The organism is Limibacillus sp. MBR-115 (assembly GCF_040549425.1).
GTDB classification, from domain to species: Bacteria; Pseudomonadota; Alphaproteobacteria; order Kiloniellales; family CECT-8803; genus Limibacillus; species Limibacillus halophilus.
On the sequence record NZ_JBEPTJ010000003.1, the window covers coordinates 151,228 to 173,742 of the forward strand.

Sequence of the window (22,515 nt, forward strand, 5' to 3'; positions counted from 1 at the left end):
GACCCCCAGCACTTTGATTGAAAACTGCGAAAATGCTGCTGAATCAAAAGGCAAGCCAAAATTCGTCATTGGCGCGTAATTTGACAACGAATAAAATATCAGTGGTTGTTTGTTCGATCTGGTTAATTTGCCGTAAATTGTTGTTTGAGACATAAATCGACGCTGAATTTAGTGCTGATTGTCGTCCCGGCGGATACTGGCGCAGTTGATGCAGAGCGGCGTCGCGGGATCAAGATCCAAGCGTTCCGGTGCAATCCCCTCACCACAGCGCAGGCAATAGCCATAATCGCCATCGGCTATACGATCGAGAGCCGCGTCGATCTTGCGAAGCTCTATTGAGCGGCGATTCGCGGTCGCTTGCGCCATCGCTTGCTGCTGCAAAGCGTCCATCCGGGACAAGCGGCCAACGCGACTTTGATCCAGTTCCACCGGCTCGCGTGATTCTTGACTGGAAACGTCAAGATTTCGCAGTTCCTCCTGCTGAGCGCGCAAGCGTGCAACCAATTGTTCAAGCTGCCGTCCAAGGCTTTCGGTCATGAAGCCACTCTTCCTCTCTCCCACAAAGCGGAGATCAGAAAGTATGACGTAAGATTACACGATCGGCTAGAGAACTGGGCGCGACCCTCAGGAAAGCCTGGAATAGCCCAAGGATTCTGCGCTCTTCACCATGGCGTCTATCGCTAGGTATTCTGTCTGGCATTCCGCATCAAACCCACGGAGGCCAAGGGCTGCCCGCGGCTCCGCAAGGCTAGGGTCATCGACGGCACCCAGCAAAGCCTCCCGCAAGGCTGTGATCCTGCCCTGGTCAGCCGCCGGGCAGGTGATATAGGGCAAACCTGGAACCAAGGGACTGGTTGTCAGCACTCTGATCCCCGCAACCGACTGGGGAGCATGGCGGGCCAATAGGCCAAAAGTGATACAATCGATGGCGGCAACATCCGCCTCACCCCTCTGCAGACTAGCCAAGCTGTTCCTGTGGCTCCCCGTCTCTATGGCCTTGGTGAAAAACCTTCCTTCGGCGGCAAGCGGCGCCACCACAGCGCGTAGCGCGTTGTAACCGGAATGGGAGCCTTCCATATTGTAGGCCGCTCGGGTTCCTCTGAGGTCTGCTAACGTTCCACAAGGGGCACCCTCCGGCACGACAATCACGCTGCAGTATCGCGGCCCATCGCAGTAAGGAAAATCGTAACAAGGCGTGGCAACGAAGGTTGGCCGCGGCAATGCACCCAACTGCAGGTCGTACCCGCAGCACTGCGCCAGCAGCAAGTCCGGAAGACGCCACAGCACATGGGGTTCCAGGTCACGCGAAAGCCGTTCGGGCGGATTGCTGAAGCCAGCGCTTCTCAGATGCCGCGAGAGCCCCTGCCACCAATGGTCCGTCGCGGCGGCGATCTCGGGAAGGTCATACATAGTTAGACCGGCGACCACGTTCATTTCTTTGCCATTCCCTTAGCCCGCTTGGCAGCCGTCTTGCCAGAAGTTGCATTTGCCGGCTTTGGTGGCAGATCGCGCAGCAACCCGAGGATGAAGTTAGGCACGTCGGGCGGCTGCATTCGCGCGCCGCGGATCAGATCGTCGAAGTGCCGTGTCAAAGCGCGAATTTGTTCGCCGCCATTGAAGACGAAATACATGTTGCCGAGATAGACAGCCGCGCGCTTGGCTCCAAAAATCGTGTAAGGCGCTGAATAACGCCACAAACCATCGAAGAGGAACCAACGGAACGTTGGGTAAAGCTCCTCCGTCAGCTCTGCCATGGACTCAAGCTGTTTTACACGGGCCTCTCGGTCGAGACGGTCCCAGATGCCACGCCCTTGGGCAAAGTCGCGCAACGACTGGCTGGACGTACAGACCTCGATATCTGTTTCCGGGCGCCGTGTGTAGGCCAACCGCGCTTCGGCCTGCTCGATCCGCGCTTGTGGCACCAAGGCGCCGTACGCTTCATACTCATAGCGAATGATCGCGGGCGATTTCAGCAGGTCGGGTAGCGTTGAGGGAACGTAGCGAACCTTGGCGCCCACGGCTTCCTTGTGCCACCGCTCCAGCCTCTCGTCCATTGGCAGGCCGGCGCCCGGCTCGATCTCCAGGGCATTCGCCACCAGTTGGGTACCCGCCCGCCCCTGCTCGATGACACCAAGCAACCAATCGACTGAAACCTGTGCTACACGGGCGATCGCGACAATGGTCTCGGCGCGCGGCAAGCGCTCGTTTCCTGGAGACAGAAGCTGGGACAGCGTCGAACGATCGAGCCCGATTTCCGTCGCAAATGCCGAACGTGTTACGCCGCGCTCCTCGATCACCTGGCTCAATCTTTCACGGAACTTCTCAACCGTCTCGCTTCGTTCCATCACAGGATTGGCCCCACTTATCAATTGACCCGAATAGGATTTTGATGCATTTATGTCATCAATGTTGTGTTTCTGCAACAATCGTTGTGCAAAATCACTTCTACTTTCATTGACGCGAGGGGTAATGGGGACGGCTCCGGTTTCACAAGCGGCTACACCATCGAACCGGTCGAACCCGGCAAGCCAGGCACACGAAGCTCTTGCAACGCAAGTGCGCCGCATCAGGCCCATAGAAATTCCTACCTTGGTCGTGGCTGTTGCGATTTACTGCGGGTTTGCGCTGGTCACCTACCATCACGCCGCATTGCCCAACTGGCTTTTGTTGATCCTGGGAGGATACCTCGTCGCTTGGCATGGGTCGTTGCAGCACGAGGTCATTCACGGACACCCGACGCCATGGAACTGGCTGAACGAGATCATCGTTTTTCCAAGCTTATGGCTGGTCATTCCATTCGACAGCTACCGCGAAAGCCATTTAGCCCACCACCGGGATGAGAACCTGACCGATCCGGCGCTGGACCCAGAGTCATTCTATGTAACCGCTCGGGAATGGCATCGCGCCGGGCCTTTAGGCCGCGCGTTCCTTACACTGCACAACTGTCTCCTCGGACGATTGATCCTCGGACCGCTTTGGATACTGCTGCTGCAAAGCAGGGCGATATTCAAAGCCATCATTTCCGGAGATTTGAAAGCTCTTTTCGGGTGGGCAAAGCATGGACTAGCGATATGCCTCGTGCTTGTGTGGGTGCTGGAAGTCAGTGGTCTTCCCTTGTGGAAGTATCTGCTGTTTTTCGTCTATCCCGGATTGGCTTTGACTTTGCTTCGCTCCTTCGCCGAGCACAGAGCCGTTCCGTCGGTAAGTGCGAGAACGGCTATACAGCAAGCCGAATGGCCTTTTGCGCTGCTGTTCCTTAACAACAATCTGCACGCACTACATCATTTGCAACCGGGCCTTGCTTGGTATCGGCTCCCCGCCGTGTGGCGTGCGCTCCGTCCCGATCTTAACGCGGCAAGTGGTCGTGAATCCGGTGAGTTGTTTCGGGGTTACTGGGAGATTGTGCTGCGTTACCTCCTCTGGCCCAAGGAGCCGCCACTTCATCCCGCGGAGCGTTGGCGGTTGGCTGGTGAACCCGATGACATCAGTGGCAGTATGCTGCAAAATCCAGGCGAGGCCTGATCCCGCTCTTTAGTCGGCCTTAGCCCCGCCTTCTTCCTTACGCTTGGCGATGAAGGCTTCGAGCTCGTCGGCGATGGCCGCATCCAATGCCGGCGGCTCGTACTCTGTGAGCAATTGCTTGTAAATCTGGTGTGCACGTTCTGTAGCGGTAAGAGCCCCTGCCTCCTCCCAGCTTTGGAAGTTCCGCCAGTCGGAGAGGATCGGACTGTAGAAGGCATTCTCGTAGCGGGCCAAAGTGTGCTGCGCGCCGAAATAATGCCCGCCGGGACCCACCTCCCGCACCGCTTCCATGGCCAGGCTGTCGGCGTTCACTTCGATGGGCTGCAGGAACTCAGCCATGCCTTGTAGCATTTCAGCGTCCAAGATCACCTTCTCGAATGAGGCTGTCAGGCCGCCCTCCATCCAGCCGGCACCGTGCATCATCATATTGCCGTGGCCCATAACCGCAGCCCAGATGGACATCTGCGATTCGTAAGCCGCTTGAGCATCGACGACGTTGGCCGCGTTCACGTTCGACGACCGGTACGGCAATCCGTAACGACGCGCCAATTGCCCACCCGCCAAAGCAGCGCGCGAATATTCAGGCGTCCCGAAAGCGGGCGCGCCTGACTTCATATCCACGTTCGACGTAAACCCGCCATAAAGTACCGGTGCGCCTGGATTGACCAGTTGAACGAAGGCGATAGCCGCCAAGGCTTCCGCATTCTGCTGAGCCAAGGCGCCGGCGATCGTGGCTGGCGCCATGGCACCGGACAAGGTGAATGGCGTGATTGCGGCCGGCTGATTCAGCTTTGCCATCTCTATCAGGCCTTCGATCATCGGCCCGTCCAGACGCAAGGGAGACGACGTGTTGACCACGGTGAATATGGAGGGCTCGCGCAACAGCCGGTCATGGCTGATTCCCCGACCGATCCGGGCGATCTCGATGGCATCGACGATTCTTTGGCGGCCCAGCGAATAGCCGTGAAAGGCCTTGTCCGTTAGCGTCACGAAGGCCGCCACCGCATCAAGGTGGCGCGTCGCAGGCGGCAGGTCCACCGGCTCCACCGGATACCCGCCAAAGAGATGAATTATGTTCAACTGCTGGCCCAAGCGCAGCAGATCGCAGTAATCCTTGAAGTTACCGACCCGGCGACCGCCCGAAATATCCGAGACATTGGGAGCGCTGGCAACTTCGCAAAAGGCGATACTGTTGCCGCCGAAGGTCAGGTCATGCTTGGGATTGCGTGCATGTAGCTTAAAATCCGAAGGTGCCTTTCCAACCGCCGTCTCGATCAGGCCACGGTCAAAGCGCACGCGCTCACTCCCCGGCGTCACTTCGGCACCGGCCGCCTTGAGAATTGCCAGAGCCTCCGGGTGCAGGAAATCCATGCCGATTTCCTCAAGTATCTCAAGAGACGTCTGATGTATTGCTTCCAGACCGTCCGCACTGACGACCTCGATAGGACTGTAGGGGTTGGCAAGATTGCGCCAGGGGAGTTGCTGAAAGCCGCCACGCGCACGACTGCGCTCCAGAGTCCCTGCGTCTCCGTCGGCACTACCGCGGCGGCGGCGGTTTCGGCGGCTATCCCTGTCTTGCTCCATAGATACTCTCCAGCCCGGTGAATTGCCCTATGCCCCAAACTCACTCGACTGTAATGCTTGCCGGAAAATCTGTATAGACAACTTTGTGTCGCAATGAGTTTTTCCTGTTTTCGTGCCAAGACAACAAAAAACGACGAACGATGGGAGAACGTCTCGCCTCAGGATTGTTCTATCCGAATCATTTCGCCTGCAGGTCTGTTGATCGGCCGCACGACCCGATCAAACCTAACTGTACCGGCAAGAGCGGCAGGAACGTCGTTTCTTGTGTCGGCAGTAAAGGGGAAGCAAAAAATGAGAAAGATAATTGGCTCTTTACTGATCGTTGCCGCCCTGGCGGCGGTCGCAGCGACTGCCTGGGCAGGGAACCCATGGCTCGATCACTTCGGCCGTTAGTTTGGTAGAAAGATCGAAGTGAACAACAAAAGCGTGAGGCCGCCCGTAAACGCGTCGTTTCCGCGCGGCCTCACCCCAATACAGTCAAGCTGAACCTATCTCCGCTGCAACGCCAGCCAAGCGCCGCCGGCAATTAACATCGAGCCGGAAATTCGGTTGACCCAGTTCATCCGCGTGGGACGAACCAACCAGCGCCGAATGCGGCCGGCAGCCATGACGTACCCGCTATCGCCAAGCAACGCCACGAACCAATAGGTAACGCAGAGCAACAAAACCTGGGGCCCTGCCGCTGCTGTGGGATCGACAAACTGCGGCAGAAAAACCGCCAGGAAGGCGAGCGATTTCGGATTGGTGAGGGAGATGATACAGCCCTCTGCAAATACGTGACTGAAAGGCTTACGCCGCTCCGCCGACGCCGCCGACAGATTAGACGCTTCCCGCCAACGTTGGACCCCCATCCAAATGAGATAGGCCGCGCCGATCCAGCGGACCCAGTCGAACCACTCGGCCATGAAGGCAATCAAGGTCGCCAATCCGAAGCCCACCAGCAGCAACTGCATTGCATTGCCTGCCTGTGTCCCGGCAATGCTACATAACCCGTAAGCTGGCCCATGCCGCAACGAATTAGCGACAACCAGCGAAACAACAGGACCCGGAAGTAGAACGAGTAAAGTCGTCGCTACCACAAAAGATAAATAAAGTTCCCAAGACATGACATGGGCTCCTCAACCTGCCGACAGCATTTTTTACGCTTTTACCTTTCGAAGCGGAAGCCTCAAGCTTTGCGCCGCGCAATGATCGCAGGTTGATAGAATTGACTCTCGGATTTTTCAAGCCAAGAAACAGCCTGAAAACCAGCCACAGTCAGCGCGCGCTCCAACTCTTCGCGGCGCAAAGCATGATAATGAGACGTGAACGACAGTGTTTCCTGCAACAAGCCACGCTCGATGATCAGATACTGAGTCAGCGCATAGCCATCGCCTTTCTTGTCCCAGTCCCAGACCTGAAAAAGGATACGCCGACCGCCCTCGTCCTCTTCATAAACGCGCGGTTTGGTGGCGCGCGGCCTCTCGACGACAAGTCGATCATAATCACGCAGGGTCGCAATAAAGATACCGCCCGGCGCAAGCACTGACGCAACCTCGTGCAAGGCCGTTTCCAGGTCTTCGCGTGTTTCTAGGTGCGGTAACGCATTATCGGCCGCCAGCACCACATCGAACGGTCCGGGCAGATACCCAGAAAGACTGCGTAAATCGGCGACGCCGAACTTTGCGTCTATTCCCCACGCATCGGCTTCGCGACGGGCCCGCATGATGGAACCCGGCGAAAGGTCGGTCCCGCGCACTTGATGCCCCTCAAGCGCCAAGCCCAGCGCCTGCGTGCCAATGCCACAGGCCGCATCAAGAACCCGCTTCGGCCCCTCGCCCAGTTCTTTTTCTATCAGTTTCGAGAACAGTCGGCCCTGGTTGCGCACGGCAGCCGACCAATCCGCGAACAGCAGATGGTAGTACGCTGCAAGGTCGTCATAGAACCGCTCAACATTGGGCAGAGGTTGTAGCTGTGTCATACAGCCATGGCTAACGCGTCTGCCGGCAGGTTGTCCAGTCCGCTGGAGACACCGGCGGTCACATCTGCGCCATGAGGGCGCCCATGGCCGCCTTGTAGTCAGCGAAGATCGCTTCTTCCTTTTCGTGCCGCCGCTCGCGCACGACCCAGCGGCCGCCGACCATTACGTCACGGACGGGATTCTCATTGCCCGCGAAGACCATAGCGTCGAGCAGTGCCATTCCGGCCTTTCCCCATAACGTTGGCGTTTCTGGGTCTATCACCAGGAAATCGGCACGTGCGCCTACTGCAAGTCGGCCGATCGGCCGCCCCAATGCTTGCGCACCACCGTCTAGGGCGCCCAGGAACAGTCCTGCCCCAACATTCGGGCGATTGGCCGCGACCAGCAAGTTCCGGCGCATGTGACCGAGCCGCTGGCCATACTCCAACCAGCGCAGCTCTTCCCAAGGACTTACGGAGATGTGGCTATCCGAGCCGAGCCCAAACCGCCCCCCCTCCTCCAGGTAAGTGATTGCCGGGAACAGACCGTCCCCCAGGTTTGCCTCGGTTGTGGGGCAGAGCCCGGCAACAGCACCACTATCCGCCAATCCGGTTGTTTCCTCGGCGGTCATATGGGTTGCATGGACCAAACACCAGCGCGGATCGAGAGGTTGATTTTCCAACAGCCAAGCCACGGGACGCTTGCCGGACCAAGCCAGGCAAGCCTCGACCTCGGCGGTCTGTTCGGCCACGTGGATATGGATCGGCGCAGTGGCGTCGAGGCTGTCCAGAGCGGTGCGTACGGCGTTCAACCCCTCCGGCGTCACGGCCCGCAGTGAATGCGGCGCGACGCCTAAACGCCGGTCATTGCGCCCGGAAAAGGCCGGTGCCAAGGCTTGCAGCAACGCACCAAAACTCTCGGCATCATGGAGAAAGCGACGCTGTCCAGCGGTCGCCAGCTTACCACCGAAATCGCTGTGCGCGTAAAACACTGGCAAAAGCGTCATACCAATTCCGGCACGGTCTGCAGCCGCCATGACCCGGTGAGCATTCTCCGCCGGGGTTGCGTATTTCTTGCCCTTCGGATCGTGGTGCAAATAGTGAAACTCGCCAACCGCCGTATAACCCGCCTTGAGCATCTCGACGTATAGCTGTCCGGCGATGGCCTCCACCTGGCGCGGCGTCATGTGAGTCACGAATCCGTACATGACCTGACGCCAACTCCAAAAGGAGTCCTTCGGATCCCCGCGGCTTTCCGCCAACCCGGCCATGGCGCGCTGAAAGGCATGCGAGTGAAGGTTGGGCATACCCGGCACGACGGGGCCGCCCATGACCTCGCAGTCCTTAGTGCTCCCGCCCGGCGTGACCGCTGTCAGTGTGCCCGTATCATCCACTTCAAGAACCACATCCTCGACCCAACCTTTGGGCAAGAGCGCGCTCGGGGCGAATAACTTAGCAGGCATGCCTTCCTGTCCCTCTGCTTGCACGTTCCGATTGTTGCGGCCACTCTAGGGAGCAGGACGGGCGCTGACAAGAATAGCTGCCAGAACAACAACAAGCGGATCGACTATGTGGGATCAACTGCTCATCAACGCCCGACTCGCGACAATGGTCGGCGCCGCTCCCTACGGGGCAATCGACCAGGGGTGCCTGGCGATAGCGGAAGGTAAAATCGCCTGGTGCGGCGAGCGCGGCGATCTGCCCGGTGCGCCAGACAGTCTGGCGCGGGAGGTCACGGACCTTGATGGCCGTTGGATCACCCCCGGTCTAGTCGATTGCCATACTCATCTGGTCTATGGCGGCGATCGGGCCGGTGAGTTCGAACAGCGTCTGGAAGGCGTAAGCTACGCAGAGATATCTCGCGCAGGTGGCGGCATCCGAGCAACCGTCACAGCAACTCGTGACGCCAGCGAAGAAGAACTTTTCAAGCAGTCACGACCCAGGATGGCCGCCTTGGTGGCCGAGGGCGCCACGACGATTGAAATCAAAAGCGGTTATGGATTGACGTTGGATCAAGAACTCAAACAGCTGCGGGTCGCCCGTTGGCTGGGTGAGTTTGGTGAAATCGGAGTCCGCACGACATTCTTGGGTGCCCATTCCCTGCCCCCCGATTGGGAGGGATCGAGCGACGATTACATCGCCGCCATCGTCGCCATGCTGCCGCATGTCAAGGAAAGTGGCCTTGCCGATGCGGTCGATGCCTTCTGCGAAACAATCGCTTTCTCGCCCGAACAGACCGAGAAGGTTTTCGCCGCCGCACGCGCGCTCGGTTTGCCGGTCAAACTGCATGCCGATCAGTTATCCGATTTGGGCGGCGCAGCGCTTGCCGCTCGCTACCAAGCGCTTTCCGCAGACCACTTGGAGTTTACCAGCCGCGAAGGTGTTGAGGCTATGGCCGCCGCAGGAACCGTAGCCGTCCTGCTGCCTGGCGCGTTCTATACACTGCGGGAAACACAGCAGCCCCCGTTGGCCGACCTGCGCGACACAGGCACGGCGATCGCCTTGGCCAGTGACTGCAATCCAGGCTCGTCGCCTCTCACGTCCCTGCTGCTGACGATGAACATGGCCTGCACGCTGTTTCGCATGACACCGGAAGAAGCCCTAGGAGGCGTCACGATCAACGGCGCCAAGGCGCTGGGTCTGCAAGACCAAATCGGCAGCCTAGAGGTCGGTAAACGCGCCGATCTGGCGATCTGGGAAATCGAACGCCCGGCCGCACTCTGCTATCGCATCGGCTTCAATCCGCTTGCCTTCAGCATGAAGGATGGCCGCACGCTGTAACCGGTTACTTTTCTATCCACTCAAGCGCACGGTCCAGCAGGCTGGCGATGACCGGTTTGATTCTTGCCGCCTTTTCGTCCAGGAAACTGAAGGGGGCGGCCTCTTCCATGTAGGTTGCCTGGGAAAGCTCCAGTTGGATCGCATGAATCTCACCGGCAGGGTTGCCATAGCCCCGTGTGATCGCGCCTCCCTTGAAGCGACCGTTGGCAACCCAACTGTGACCGCTTTCCCGGCATTGGTCTTCCGCCTCTGCCGTCACCGCCTCCAGCAATTCGCTATCTGCCGAGGCCCCGCCCGCGGTCCCAAAATTGAGATCAGGCAGGCGCCCCTCAAAGAAGCGTGGCACTTCGCTTCGGATCGAATGAGCATCCCATAGCAGTACCTTGTGATGTCGTTTCCGTAGCCGCTCTAGCTCCTCGGCAAGCTTGTCATGGTAAGGTTTCCAATACAGCGCGATACGCGCCGCCACTTCACGCGCATCGGGCTCTTCTCCAGGCCGGTAGATCGCTTCACGGTCAAACGTGGTAAGGGGGCAGATCTCAGTGTTGTCCGCCCCGCCGTAAAGCGCCCTACCATCCGAACGCCGGTTCAAATCGACGACATAGCGGGATTTACGGGCGACCAAAAGCGACGCACCCTTGTCCCGGGCGGCTTCATAGAGACGCGGCACATGCCAGTCGGTATCGGCAATCAGCTTTCCAGCTTCCGTGAAGCGTTCGCTGATCTCGTTGGGTACCTCCGTTCCGGCGTGGGGCACTGATATCAGAAGCGGCCGATCGCCCGCATGAAAATCAAAAAGCGCCTGCGTCATAAACAATACCTTCCTGCTGGTCAGTCACGATAAACTTGTCTATACAGATTTTAATGACTCATTGAAAAGATAGCCGTAATGGGAAAAGGTCGCCGCAGTGGCTAGGAAAGGCAAGCGTCAAAGCAATGATACGGACCCGCCGCTTTACCGGCGCGTAAAGGAGTACATTGCCGAACGGATCCTCGACGCCAGCTGGGCTGTCGGCACGCGTATCCCCTCCGAGAATGACCTGACCGAGCAGTTTTCCGTCAGCCGCATGACGGTCAACCGGGCACTCCGCGAATTGACCGACGAAGGTCTGCTACATCGTATTAAGGGCGCGGGGACCTACGTGGCGGAACCGAAGCCGCAATCCGCGCTATTGGAAATCCGAAATCTGCGCGAGGAGATCATCGAGCGCGGTCATAAATACTCCTGCGAAGTCCTTATTATGGAGACAGTAATGGCTGACCGCCAAACTGCGCGAGCGCTCGACTTGGCGGAAGGCAGCACCGTCTTCCATTCCCTCGTTCTGCAGATGGAGGACGATGTCCCCGTCGAACTGGAGGACCGCCATGTGAATCCGGCCTTCGCCCCGGACTACTTCATGCAGGACTTCACCCGGATCACGACTTTCGAGTACCTCGACGCCCTCGGCCCCATGACCAAGGCAGAACGTTCCGTCGATGCCGTGCTGCCCGACCGGCGCCAACAGAAGCATCTCCGGATAGGCCCAAGAGAACCTTGCTTGTTGGTCAAGAGAAGAACCTGGTGCGGTGATTTGGTGGTAGGGCGTACCAGCAGCTTGCTGCCCGGAAGCCGTTACCGGCTTTTCGGTGTCCAGACCTATAGTTAGAACCAGATCGATAGGCCCGTGAATTAAAGTTATGTGTCAGTTTAAAGAAGGTATGTAACTAAATGAAAACGCATGTTGAAGTTGCGGTCATTGGCGGTGGTGTTGTTGGGTGCTCTGTGCTCTATCACCTGACAAAGCTTGGGTGCAGAGATGTGGTGCTGATTGAGCGGTCCGAACTGACTTCGGGTTCAACGTGGCACGCGGCTGGTGGCTTTCACACCCTCAATGCGGACACCAACATGGCAGCCCTTCAGGGCTACACGATCCGCCTCTACAAAGAATTGGAGGAAATATCCGGCCAGTCTTGCGGCCTGCACCATGTGGGCGGCCTGACGCTCGCCACCACTCCGGAACGCCTGGACTATCTCGTTTCCGAGCGGGCGAAGCACCGCTATATGGGCCTGGATACAGAAATTGTCGGGCCGGACGAAATTAGGAAGCTTTCACCGATCATCAATACCGACGGAGTAATCGGCGCGCTCTACGATCCCTTGGATGGCCACTTGGACCCCTCCGGCACAACCCACGCTTATGCTCGAGCCGCACGCCTTCAGGGTGCGGAAATATATCTGCGGAACAAAGTGTTGGAGCTAATTCCTCAGACGGACGGTTCTTGGGAGGTCGTGACCGAGCAAGGGACGATCCGCGCCGAGCATGTGGTAAACGCGGCTGGCTTGTGGGCCCGTGAGGTCGGCGCCATGGCTGGCGTCTTCCTGCCACTGCACCCCATGGAGCATCAGTATCTCGTTACCGAAGATATTCCTGAGGTTTATGAGCGCGCGCACGAACTGCCCCACGCCATGGATCCGACCGGCGAGAGCTATCTGCGCCAGGAGGGCCGCGGCCTTGTCATCGGTATCTACGAACAGGCCTGTGACCCCTGGGCAGTGGATGGTACGCCATGGGATTTCGGTCATGAGCTACTGCCCGACAAGCTGGACCGGATCGCCGAGCCACTGGAGTATGCATTCATGCGTTATCCCTGTCTGGCGACGGCCGGCATCAAGCGGGTCATCAACGGCCCCTTTACCTTTGCACCCGACGGGAACCCGCTTGTTGGCCCGGTACCGGGCTTGCGAAACTTCTGGTCCGCCTGCGGCGTAATGGCAGGCTTCAGCCAGGGCGGTGGCGTCGGCCTGACGCTGGCTGAGTGGCTGGTCGAAGGTGAGCCGTCGCGCGATGTCTTTGCCATGGATGTCGCACGCTTCGGATCTTACTGCACCCGCGTCTATACCCGGGAGAAGGTGCGCGAGAACTACCAGCGGCGCTTCGCGGTCTCCTACCCAAATGAGGAGCTGCCGGTTGGGCGACCGCTCAACACCACACCCGCCTATCCGATCTGGCGCGACCAGAACGCCGTGTTCGGCCAGGGTTTTGGACTGGAGCACGTCAACTACTTCGCACCCGAAGGGCAAGAGCCTTTCGAAGTGCCCAGCTTTAGACGGTCCAATGCCTTCGACACTGTCGGCGAGGAATGCCGTGCGGTTCGCACGGCGGTTGGGATCAACGAGATTCATAACTTCGGCAAGTACCTCGTCTCCGGCCCTGGCGCGCAGGCTTGGCTGGACCGGGTCATGGCCGGACGCCTTCCCAAAACCGGGCGCATCTCTCTCTCGCCAATGCTCAGTCCAAAGGGAAAGCTGATTGGCGACTTCACCATTTCCAAGCTTGGCGAAGGCCGGTTCCAAGTTACCGCATCCTATGCCGCCCAGGCCTACCACATGCGTTGGTTCGAGCAGCACCTGCCCGCTGACGGATCGGTGCGCATTGAGAATGTTTCGTTGAACCGCATTGGCTTTCAGATAGCCGGGCCCAACTCCCGAGAGTTGCTGTCACGCGCAACAAGAGCCGACGTGTCAAACAGCGCCCTACCCTTCATGTCCCTGGCGGAGATCGAGGTCGGTATCTGCGATGCATTGGTGCAACGTGTTACCTACACCGGGGATTTGGGGTACGAGATCTATGTTCCCGCCGCCCAGCAACAGGCGCTCTACGAGGCATTGATTGCCGCGGGTGAAGGACTTGGTCTACGGCCTTTCGGAATGCGGGCGATGATGAGCCTGCGCCTGGAAAAGTCCTTCGGGTCCTGGATGAACGAGTTCAAGCCGGACTACACGCCGTTGGAAACCGGCCTTGACCGCTTCATTTCTTACAACAAGGACGCCGATTTCATAGGCAAGGCAGCTGCCTTGGCGGAGAAAGCGAGCGGCACGGCCCGTAGGCTTTGCAGCTTCGTTGTAGAGGCATCTGATGCCGACGTTTGGGGATACGAGCCCATCTGGAAGGACGATACGGTGGTGGGATTCGTCACCTCCGGAGGCTTTGCGCATTTCGTTGGAAAATCCGTCGCCTTTGGATTTTTGCCTAATGAACTGATCAGCGAAGGCCAAACGGTCGAGATTGAGATCCTGGGCGCGCGTTGCCCCGCTCGCCTTTACAGTCAGCCGCTTTTCGACCCGAAAGCCGAACGCATGCGGGGTTAGCCTTTCCAAAGGCGATACCAGGAGGTCACTTTACACAAATGCGCTCAGGGCGATAGCTTGAGCAAACTGACCCCGAGTATTTCCTAACACCCAGGCGCTGATGACAAACCTTTTAAAGCAACTCCTTGACACTCGCCCTTGGCTACTGGCCGACGGCGCGACCGGCACAAATCTATTCGCTGCGGGACTGCAAAGCGGCGATGCGCCGGAAATGTGGAACATCGATCCAGCGCAAAGCGAGAAGGTCCATGATCTAAACCGCAGTTTCGTCGATGCCGGGTCGGATATCATCCTGACCAATACCTTCGGCGGAAACCGCTATCGCTTGAAGCTGCACAATGCCCAAGATCGCGTTGAAGAATTGAATGTTGCCGCTGCAAGGCTTGCCCGCAAGGCAGCGGATTCGGTCGACCGACCCGTGATTGTTGCCGGCTCAATGGGCCCGACCGGTGAAATATTCGAACCGATAGGCCCCTTGTCTATCGACGCCGGCACAAAGGCCTTCGCCGAACAGGCGCAGGCATTGGCGGCAGGTGGAGCAGACGTCCTTTGGATCGAAACCATCTCCTCCATCGAGGAATTGACAGCGGCCATAACTGGCGCCGGCACGACCGGTCTACCCATCGTTTGTACGCTGTCCTTCGATACCAATGGCCGCACCATGATGGGGATCACGCCTGGGCAAATCGCGGCCCTGATGCAAAGCATGGAACCTCATCCGGTGGGCTACGGCGCCAACTGTGGCACCGGCGCTGCCGAGCTGGTCATGGCGATCCTGCACATGCGCACCGCCAAGGGTGAGAACGATGTCCTTGTCGCCAAGAGCAACTGCGGGATTCCACAGTTCAAGGACGGCGAGATCGTTTACAGCGGAACGCCTGAGTTGATGGCTGACTACGCCGGTTTGGTTTTCGACGCTGGTGCGCGAATTATCGGCGGTTGTTGCGGCACCACTCCCGAACATGTCAGGGCGATGCGTCAGGCACTGGAAGTGCACCTGCCGGGACCGGTTCCAAGTGTGGATTTGGTGACTGAACGGCTCGGCAAAATCTCCGCAGGCGCAGGCCAACTCGATTCCGGCGCGCCTCTGGGCGAGCGTCAACGGGAAAGACGGCGCGGACGTGATCGACGCCGTGGATCCGGCCCGGATGCCGACGGTGGTGCGAACGGCGACGACACACCTCGCTTTTAACTGAATGAATCCAACAGTTCCGGAAGATGGGAAACATCCGGCAGGACGTGGTCGGCGGATTGCCTCAACGCCTCGATTTCTCCTGTACCACTGAGCACTGCGATACGAAGTCCGGCGCCGGCTGCCTGCGCCATTTCCATGTCATGCAGATTATCGCCGACCACGGCGATCTCCGACGGCGCGAGCCCGCAAGCTCGGCTGAAGCCCAGCGCCATCCCGGGTCCAGGCTTAATTCCATGACCACTGTCATAACCAGCAACAAAATCGACAAGATCTGAACAGCCGAAATAGGCGAGCGTGGCCTTCGCACCTGCTTCCGAGTCGCTTGTCGCAACACCGATTACCAAGCCGCTTCGACGCAAAAACGCCAAAAGCGCAGGTAAGTCGGTGAGTGCTACCGCTCCATTGCTAGCGTGTCGCACGAAGCGATCATCCATCCAATCCACCAGTTCGTCCAAGGTCATGCCCTTGGGAACTCGCGGCAACCAAGCCTCCGCAATCTCTCGGGTCGTGGAGGCAGCGCCCAAGCTTCCCGCTCGAAAGCGCCCCGACACCTCATCGTAGCCGGTTATCGCCATCAATTCGGCTACCAGTGTCAGATCGGCACCGACCAGGTCCTCCAACGCACATTGATAGGCATGGTTCCAAGTCGCGTGGAAATCGATAAGCGTCCCATCCTTATCGAAGAGAATGCCTTTGATCTTCATTTGAGCGCCTTCATCTTGAGCCGGGCGGTGTCCGGCGGTTCCGATGGCCGTGAAGATAGCGCCGCTTTAACCCTCGGGAAACCGCTATGATCGCCTCTTGCGCTCGTCGGTTTCAAAACCTGTGATTGCCAAACCCCGGACCACCTCCTAGATTCCCATGCAACAAGGCCGCGCCGTCATGTGCAAGCGCGCCGCGTGGACGAAAATCGTCCGCAATCGGGGGGCAGTCCAATGAATAGCAGCAGAAGCAGGCCACACAACATTGCGCTCAAACCGAAGGGCAAGGTGTTGCATCTGGCGTACGACGCGATTACCGGTTGGGCTCTTGATGGAAGTGGATCGCAAGGCCCCCTGGAAATAGGGCTTTTCCACGAGGGTCGCTTCCTACACAGCGTCCAGGCTTCCGGGCCAACCGGCGCTCGTCTGGACCAAGACGCACCTCCCGGCGCCAAGATTTTTCGCCTGCCAATACCGATGGAGAAGCAGACGGAGAAACGGCGCGCGCTATCCGTACGCTTCATGATCAATGGCCAACCCTTGGAGAACAGCCCGGCGGAGACCACGCCGGACAACTGGGTGCCACCGCAGGTCGACTTCGAGCAGATCACTATCCAACGCAACGACACGGAGGTCCCCGTCCTCGATCGGGCCACAATCGACGAAGAGGGATTAAGCCCCACCCAAATACATTGGCGAGAGGCTGGCTATGTCATTCTACCGAAGTTCATGCCTTCGAATATGATTAGCGCCTATTGCCACGCTTGGCAGCAGCGGTGCGGCCAATTGGCCGGCTGGACCTGCCCGGTACCCTACATGCATGTGCCCGAGGCAATGGCGCTCTCCACCTATGGTCCACTCGCCCAGGTGCTGGAGAGTCTGATCGGGAAGACCATGGCGGTGCAGTTGAACCTGACCGGGTGGCTATCGACACGGCGCGACTGGCACCAGGATTCTTACCTCAGCCGGAAAGGCGCAAGCTGGCGCTTGGCTATCTGGATCGCGCTGGAAGATATCCACCCCGATTCCGGGCCGTTTGAATTCGTGCCCGGCTCGCACCGCTGGCCGACCCTGGATAATGAAAAGGTGCGCGATTTGCTGCCGCAGCACTTGCGAAATGCAGACTGGCCGCGTTGGGCGGACCGCTTTGTGGTTCCGGCCTGCAAGGCGGAAATCTGCAAACGAAGAGCCCGGGTCGAGAAGTTCATTGCAAGAAAGGGGGATGTTTTGATCTGGCATGGCTCCCTGCTACACCGCGGGGCCGTTCCGGTGGATCCGCAGCGACCGCGTAAATCCTTCATTGCCCATTATAGCGCTCTGGATTGTCGGCCCGATTTCCCCTTCGCGCAGCAAAGCAGCCACGGCGGTTACTACTTTCCGATCCATCGACCTTTGGATTGAGGGCAGCCGGTATCAGGCGACCTCGGCGCTTCCCTGCTTGAGAATGCCGCCGTAAATCGCTTCGTCGTCGCACACGCCGACACAACGCCCCTGCTCGACCATCACGACCGGAAAACCGCTACAATGGCGCAAGTTGATGATGCTGGTCATGTCCTCGTCTGGGGACGCGCTGCATAGATTGCCCGGCTGTGCCCCGGCACCGTCCTTCGACAAGACGATCTCGCGCCCGTCGATCCGCGCTGAAAGCGGCGCGCCGTCCGGCCCCAATGATAGGCGCAAGCGCCCATCCGCCCCCAACAGCACATCGTCCGCATCGCGCGGCAGGCTATCGAGCGCCTTCATCAACGTACCGCCCCGCATCACTTTCAAGGGGTTCATATGGGCGACAAACTCGGCGACGTAGGCATTTGCGGGATTCAGCACAATCTCCTCGGGTTCGCCGTGCTGAATAATCCTCCCACCTTCCATGATCGCAATGGAGTTGCCGAGCTTGAGCGCTTCATCCAGATCATGACTAACGAAAATGATGGTTTTCTTGAGGCTGCGCTGAAGCTCCAGCAGTTCCTCTTGGAGATGGTCCCGGATCAGCGGATCGAGTGCTGAAAAGGGCTCGTCCATCAACAATATATCAGCATCGGTAGCAAAGGCTCTCGCAAGGCCCACGCGCTGCTGCATGCCACCAGATAGCTCGTGCGCGAACTTGGCGCCCCATTGATCCAGTCCAACGAGTTCGAGCTTTTCCTCCACCAGCGCTTCACGCTCGGCCCGCGGCAATCCACGCAACTCCAGCCCCAAGCCCACGTTTTCCGCGACGGTCCGCCAGGGTAGCAATGCGAACTGCTGAAAGACCATCGCAATCCGGCTCATGCGTAAACGCCGTAAGGTTGCGGCATCGCAACTCGCGACATCGATCTGCTGATCGCCATCCCGAACCAACACACGGCCGCGCGTCACCTTGTTAAGCCCATTGACCGCCCGCAGCAGGGTGGATTTTCCGGAACCCGACAACCCCATCAGGACACAAATTTGACCTTCCTCGACAGCAAGGCTAGCTTCTGCAACACCCAGAACCTGGTTTGTCTCATGTAAAATTTCATCCCGGGTTTTTCCCGCATCGAGCAGCTTCAGCGCACTCTCAGGTTTTTCGCCGAAGATGATGTCGACCTTGTCGAATTCCACTGCTGACATGGTTACTTCTTCCCCCTGCCTGGCTCACGCTGCTTGCAGATACGATCCAGAAGAATAGCCAGAATGACGATAGCCAGACCGGCTTCGAATCCCTGAGCGATGTTGACCGTATTGAGCGCGCGAACCACCGGTTTACCCAGACCATCCGCGCCAACCAACGCGGCGATGACCACCATCGAAAGGGATAACATGATGCACTGGGTCAGCCCGGCCATGATGGTCGGCAGGGCATGCGGCAGTTCCACTTTCCACAAAAGCTGCCGTTTGGTCGCGCCAAAGGCCTCACCGGCCTCTATCAGTTGCTTAGGTACCGAGGAAACCCCTAGGTGGGTGAGGCGGATCGGCGCCGGTAGCGCAAAGATGATGGTTGAGATCAAACCCGGAACCACGCCCAACCCAAAGAGTATCAGGGTCGGTATCAGATAAACGAAAGTCGGGATGGTCTGCATGAGGTCGAGAACCGGGCGCATGGCTGTAAAGAGCCAGGGCCGGTGTGCGGCCGCAATTCCCAACGGTACGCCAACCGCCATACACAGACTTGCTGCGACGAGCACCAGCGCCAAAGTCTCGAGTGTGGCCTGCCAATAACCCAGGTTGATGATCAATAACAACGACAGACCAATCATTATCGATAGCTTCCATGATCGATGCAGCCAGAAGGCTCCAACGACAATGAGGGCCAACAGCACCAATGGCGGACACCATTCGAGTATCTCGATGAAACCTTCGATAACGAATTTAAGACCTTCTGTGACCAGATCGAAGAACCAGGCCGCATTGTCCTGGATCAGTCCGATGAAGCTATCGATCCATCGCCCGAGCGGGATCTTATTGCTGGTGATCCACTCTTCCATGAAAAGCCTCCGACTGCGGCGGCGAGGGCGGCATCACGGCGCCACCCTCGCCTGCCCGGTTCTTGCGCTGGCCCGCCAATCACTTCCATGCTCACGGCGCACGGAAGCAGCCGGCATTGGCATCAGAGCCCGAGAGACGCCTTGACGGCCGCCAAGCCATCCTTGCCGTCAAAAGTGGTGACGCCCTGAAGCCAAGCATCGAGTCCGCCGGGGTTGGCCTTCAGCCATGCTGCGGCTGCCTCGTTCGGATCTTTCCCGTCGTCCAGGATCGCACCCATGATCTCGTTTTCCATCGCCAGCGTGAACTGGAGGTTCTTGAGCAGTTGGCCGACGTTGCCGCACTCATCGACATAGCCTGCCCGGGTGTTGGTATGAACGGTCGCACCACCGAAATCCGGGCCGAACCAATCATCACCACCCGCCAAGTAGGTCATATCGATGTTCGCATTCATCGGGTGCGGTTCCCAACCAAGGAAGACGATCCATTCGTTCCGGCGAGACGCGCGATTGACCTGCGCCAGCATTCCCTGCTCGGAGGACTCAACGACTTCAAAACCTTTCAGCCCGAAAGCGTCCTTGTCGATCATTTCCTGGATCAGGCGATTGCCGTCGTTCCCAGGTTCGATCCCATAGATCTTGCCCTCGAACTTGTCCTTATGCGTAGCGATATCGGCAAAGCTCTTCACCCCGCCTTCCGCGACGTAAGTCGGCACAGCCAGGGTGTACTTCGCGCCTTCCAGGTTGACCCGGACGGTGTCCACGGAGCCATCGTCGCGATAGGGCGCGATGTCGGCCTCCATGGTCGGCATCCAGTTGCCCAAGAAGACGTCGATGTCACCGTTTTTCATCGACGCGTAAGTGACCGGCACCGAAAGAACCTGAGCCGTAGGTTCATAACCGAGACCCTCCAGAATCACGGAAGTGGCGGCCGTCGTCGCAGTGATGTCCGTCCAACCGACATCGGAAAACCGCACCGTCTTGCAGGCGTCGGCTTCAGCCGCATGACTGTTGGGAACGGCGAGCAACGTGCCTGCCGCCAGCAGTGATGCAAAAATGATCTGTCGCTGCATGGTCATTAATCTCCCTGTTCTATCGCTTTTTATCACCTGAGCACGAACCCGAATTCATCGGTTCGTCACACGCGGTTGTTCCGCTCGGCATTTCAAACGCGGTTGCCGCGAAGCGACCCCCATCGCAATCCTTGCCAAATTTGACCCCAAAAACACACTGTTCGGCAAGCTTCAGACAGCCGCGTCACAGCCGAGGCGATGATATCTTCTTTGATTGAACGTGCAATTAAAAACCAGCTCTCACCGGCAACCTGATTAAAATCAGGGTGTTACATCCCGTTCCTCGGCTCCGCTGCCTGAACGATCACTGGGCATGGGAACAAGCTCGCTAACGACCGGTGAGAGCCTTAGCGGCATGGCGACCATAGAACCCTGCTCCGCCACCGGTTTGGCCTCGCGCACTTTGATTCGGTACATAACAAAGGCTGCGAGTAACAAGGCGACCGCGGCGACGAACCCGAAGAATGCGGCAACCCCCAGGGAATCCATCAATAGCGCGGCCATCAACGGCCCGCCCGTGGCGCCTACAGAGTAGGACAGCAAGAGTCCGCTGGAAGCCGCCACAAATTTCTCCTTAGGAAGATAGTCGAAGGCCTGAGCCATTGCGGTCGGATAGATCGCTGCCACCGCGCCGCCCATGATGCCTGCGACAATGAACAAAGAGAACTGAGGCAGTGTCGCGCTGTGCAATGAAATCGGCATTCCAAGAGCGCAAGCTGCGGCTGTTATCAACAAGATGACCAGCAGGATGCTGCGACGGTCGTACCGATCGGAAAAGCGGCCGATAGGGTATTGCAGCACCAAGCCACCGATCAACATCGACCCCATGAAGAGCGAAACCTCGAAGGTGTCGAAGCCAATCCGCTTGGCGAAAACCGCTCCCATACCCCAGTAGGCACCCTGCATGACTCCAGAAGTCGCCGAGGCTATGACCGACAGGGGCGACGCACGGTAAAGCTCAAGCGGAGACATCGGATGGATGGCTTCCAAGCTGGGTGGCGATACCTTGCTTAGGGCGGTTGGAACCAAACAAACGGCCATCAGAATACCGCCGACCAGGAACACTTCCAGCCCATTGATATCCCAAAAATTGATCAGGAACTGGCCGCAAATCATGGCGATGTAGCTCACCATCACGTAGAAGGCCAGAACCTGACCGCGCGTGCGGTTGTCGGCACGTTCGTTGAGCCAGCTTTCCATGGTCGAGAACAGTCCGGCGATGCAAACACCAGCCAAGAAACGCAGCAGAAACCATGTTACAGGGTGGAAGAAGAGCGGCAGTGCCAACACGCTGGCGGTCATGATCGCTGCCAATCCGGCGAATGCGCGGATATGGCCGACCGCGATGATCACCTTCTGCCCGAGAATAGCGCCGACCAGCAAGCCGCCGAAGTAAGCGGACATCACAACACCTGTTACAAGCGTAGAGGACGCCGCTTCCTCCAGGCGCAACGGCACGACAATGCCCAGAAGACTGTGCCCCACCAGCATCAGATAGGCTCCCAGCATCAAGCTGGCGACGCTCTTAATGACAGCAAACATCAGGGCCTTCCAATTCTTCTGCGGCAGCATTCTATAATGAATAGACTTTAGGTGTCCGACCCTAACGAAGTCGGCTCAGCAACGCCATGTCCCTATTCTTTCTGCGACAGGGTTGTTTCTGGGCCGAATCTCTTCGCGCATACAGCCAGATATGGCATGCGCGGTAACGCTACAGTAAGCTTTCTCGATGACCGACGATTTTGCACTGCACGAGCGCCTTGAGGCCGACACGGCCTTCATCTCCGACCTACCTCTGACGCGGGTTCTCCTGATGCGAGATGTCCGCTATCCCTGGTTGATCCTGGTGCCAAGGCGCCCCGGCGCGGTGGACCTTGATAGCTTGGCCCAGGACGACCTCCGGGACCTGTTCCTTGAAGCGCGATTAGCGTCCTTAGCGCTGAAGCGGTTGTTTACGCCTGACCGGATCAACGTCGGCGCGCTGGGTAACATGGTCACGCAACTCCATCTTCATGTTATTGCTCGTTTCGAGGACGATGACGCCTGGCCCGGCCCTGTTTGGGGCGCTCACCCCGCTCTCCCCTATGACGCGGCGACGCTTGGGGAGCGGTTGCACCAACTGCGCGCCGCGCTGACACACTGAGCCGTCGGG

Annotated in this window: 20 protein-coding genes; 7 read left to right on the forward strand and 13 right to left on the reverse strand. The window is 58.5% G+C overall.

Annotation, left to right across the window (positions count from 1 at the left end; translation table 11 throughout):
- Window positions 1–168 precede the first annotated feature (168 nt).
- The 3 genes from ABIE63_RS07425 to ABIE63_RS07435 all read right to left on the reverse strand — a co-directional run bounded on the left by ABIE63_RS07425 (window position 169) and on the right by ABIE63_RS07435 (window position 2,345).
- Window positions 169–537, reverse strand: coding sequence for a TraR/DksA family transcriptional regulator (locus tag ABIE63_RS07425; protein ID WP_354503795.1), 369 nt, complete (start codon window positions 535–537; stop codon window positions 169–171).
- A gap of 87 nt (window positions 538–624) precedes the next feature.
- Window positions 625–1,434, reverse strand: coding sequence for a PhnD/SsuA/transferrin family substrate-binding protein (locus ABIE63_RS07430; RefSeq protein ID WP_354503796.1), 810 nt, complete (start codon window positions 1,432–1,434; stop codon window positions 625–627).
- The gene (locus ABIE63_RS07435) at window positions 1,431–2,345 is read right to left on the reverse strand and encodes a helix-turn-helix transcriptional regulator (RefSeq protein ID WP_354503797.1); all 915 of its coding nucleotides are present in this window, start codon (window positions 2,343–2,345) and stop codon (window positions 1,431–1,433) included. Before ABIE63_RS07435 ends, ABIE63_RS07430 begins: the two co-directional genes overlap by 4 nt.
- A gap of 124 nt (window positions 2,346–2,469) precedes the next feature.
- On the opposite strand from ABIE63_RS07435, the gene ABIE63_RS07440 reads away from it, so the two are divergent.
- A complete protein-coding gene (locus tag ABIE63_RS07440) occupies window positions 2,470–3,522 on the forward strand; it encodes a fatty acid desaturase (protein WP_354503798.1) in 1,053 nt (350 codons plus the stop codon).
- Between the two features lie 9 nt (window positions 3,523–3,531).
- On the opposite strand, the gene ABIE63_RS07445 is transcribed toward ABIE63_RS07440, so the two are convergent.
- The 4 genes from ABIE63_RS07445 to ABIE63_RS07460 all read right to left on the reverse strand — a co-directional run bounded on the left by ABIE63_RS07445 (window position 3,532) and on the right by ABIE63_RS07460 (window position 8,507).
- Window positions 3,532–5,106 carry a trimethylamine methyltransferase family protein gene (locus ABIE63_RS07445; protein WP_354503800.1) on the reverse strand — a complete coding sequence of 525 codons (1,575 nt, stop codon included), beginning with the start codon at window positions 5,104–5,106 and terminating at the stop codon, window positions 3,532–3,534.
- 488 nt (window positions 5,107–5,594) lie between these two features.
- Complete coding sequence (locus ABIE63_RS07450) at window positions 5,595–6,212, reverse strand: LysE family transporter (RefSeq protein ID WP_354503801.1); 618 nt, start codon at window positions 6,210–6,212, stop codon at window positions 5,595–5,597.
- A 62-nt stretch (window positions 6,213–6,274) separates the two neighbouring features.
- Window positions 6,275–7,066: a class I SAM-dependent methyltransferase gene (locus ABIE63_RS07455; protein WP_354503803.1), complete on the reverse strand. Its 792-nt coding sequence runs from the start codon at window positions 7,064–7,066 to the stop codon at window positions 6,275–6,277.
- Window positions 7,067–7,124: 58 nt separating this feature from the next.
- A complete protein-coding gene (locus ABIE63_RS07460) occupies window positions 7,125–8,507 on the reverse strand; it encodes a formimidoylglutamate deiminase (RefSeq protein ID WP_354503804.1) in 1,383 nt (460 codons plus the stop codon).
- Window positions 8,508–8,613: 106 nt separating this feature from the next.
- On the opposite strand from ABIE63_RS07460, the gene hutI reads away from it, so the two are divergent.
- The gene (hutI, locus tag ABIE63_RS07465; RefSeq protein ID WP_354503805.1) at window positions 8,614–9,825 is read left to right on the forward strand and encodes an imidazolonepropionase; all 1,212 of its coding nucleotides are present in this window, start codon (window positions 8,614–8,616) and stop codon (window positions 9,823–9,825) included.
- A gap of 4 nt (window positions 9,826–9,829) precedes the next feature.
- On the opposite strand, the gene hutG is transcribed toward hutI, so the two are convergent.
- Window positions 9,830–10,636, reverse strand: coding sequence for an N-formylglutamate deformylase (hutG, locus tag ABIE63_RS07470; protein WP_354503806.1), 807 nt, complete (start codon window positions 10,634–10,636; stop codon window positions 9,830–9,832).
- A 97-nt stretch (window positions 10,637–10,733) separates the two neighbouring features.
- Between hutG and hutC the strand changes: the two genes are divergently transcribed.
- From hutC to bmt, 3 genes are all read left to right on the forward strand, one after another.
- Window positions 10,734–11,471, forward strand: a complete 738-nt coding sequence (gene hutC, locus ABIE63_RS07475; RefSeq protein WP_354503807.1) for a histidine utilization repressor — start codon at window positions 10,734–10,736, stop codon at window positions 11,469–11,471.
- A gap of 62 nt (window positions 11,472–11,533) precedes the next feature.
- Complete coding sequence (locus tag ABIE63_RS07480; protein WP_354503808.1) at window positions 11,534–13,954, forward strand: FAD-dependent oxidoreductase; 2,421 nt, start codon at window positions 11,534–11,536, stop codon at window positions 13,952–13,954.
- Between the two features lie 100 nt (window positions 13,955–14,054).
- Window positions 14,055–15,146, forward strand: coding sequence for a betaine--homocysteine S-methyltransferase (bmt, locus tag ABIE63_RS07485; protein ID WP_354503810.1), 1,092 nt, complete (start codon window positions 14,055–14,057; stop codon window positions 15,144–15,146).
- Here bmt and ABIE63_RS07490 read toward each other — a convergent pair.
- Entirely contained in the window at window positions 15,143–15,853 is a 711-nt protein-coding gene (locus ABIE63_RS07490) for an HAD family hydrolase (RefSeq protein WP_354503811.1), read from the reverse strand. The two genes, bmt and ABIE63_RS07490, sit on opposite strands and share 4 nt — an antisense overlap.
- A 231-nt stretch (window positions 15,854–16,084) precedes the next feature.
- Between ABIE63_RS07490 and ABIE63_RS07495 the strand changes: the two genes are divergently transcribed.
- Window positions 16,085–17,251 carry a phytanoyl-CoA dioxygenase family protein gene (locus ABIE63_RS07495; RefSeq protein ID WP_354503812.1) on the forward strand — a complete coding sequence of 389 codons (1,167 nt, stop codon included), beginning with the start codon at window positions 16,085–16,087 and terminating at the stop codon, window positions 17,249–17,251.
- A gap of 12 nt (window positions 17,252–17,263) precedes the next feature.
- Here ABIE63_RS07495 and choV read toward each other — a convergent pair whose 3' ends face one another.
- From choV to ABIE63_RS07515, 4 genes are all read right to left on the reverse strand, one after another.
- Window positions 17,264–18,439 (reverse strand): choline ABC transporter ATP-binding protein, encoded by a 1,176-nt coding sequence (gene choV / locus ABIE63_RS07500; protein ID WP_354503813.1) that lies wholly within the window; start codon window positions 18,437–18,439, stop codon window positions 17,264–17,266.
- A gap of 2 nt (window positions 18,440–18,441) precedes the next feature.
- Window positions 18,442–19,293, reverse strand: a complete 852-nt coding sequence (choW, locus tag ABIE63_RS07505) for a choline ABC transporter permease subunit (protein WP_354503815.1) — start codon at window positions 19,291–19,293, stop codon at window positions 18,442–18,444.
- Window positions 19,294–19,415: 122 nt separating this feature from the next.
- Complete coding sequence (gene choX / locus ABIE63_RS07510) at window positions 19,416–20,363, reverse strand: choline ABC transporter substrate-binding protein (protein ID WP_354503816.1); 948 nt, start codon at window positions 20,361–20,363, stop codon at window positions 19,416–19,418.
- Window positions 20,364–20,624: 261 nt separating this feature from the next.
- Window positions 20,625–21,905, reverse strand: a complete 1,281-nt coding sequence (locus tag ABIE63_RS07515; protein ID WP_354503817.1) for an MFS transporter — start codon at window positions 21,903–21,905, stop codon at window positions 20,625–20,627.
- Between the two features lie 187 nt (window positions 21,906–22,092).
- Here ABIE63_RS07515 and ABIE63_RS07520 point away from each other — a divergent pair, with 187 nt between their 5' ends.
- On the forward strand, window positions 22,093–22,506 hold the full coding sequence (locus ABIE63_RS07520) for an HIT family protein (protein WP_354503818.1): 414 nt from the start codon (window positions 22,093–22,095) through the stop codon (window positions 22,504–22,506).
- The last annotated feature ends 9 nt before the right edge of the window (window positions 22,507–22,515 follow it).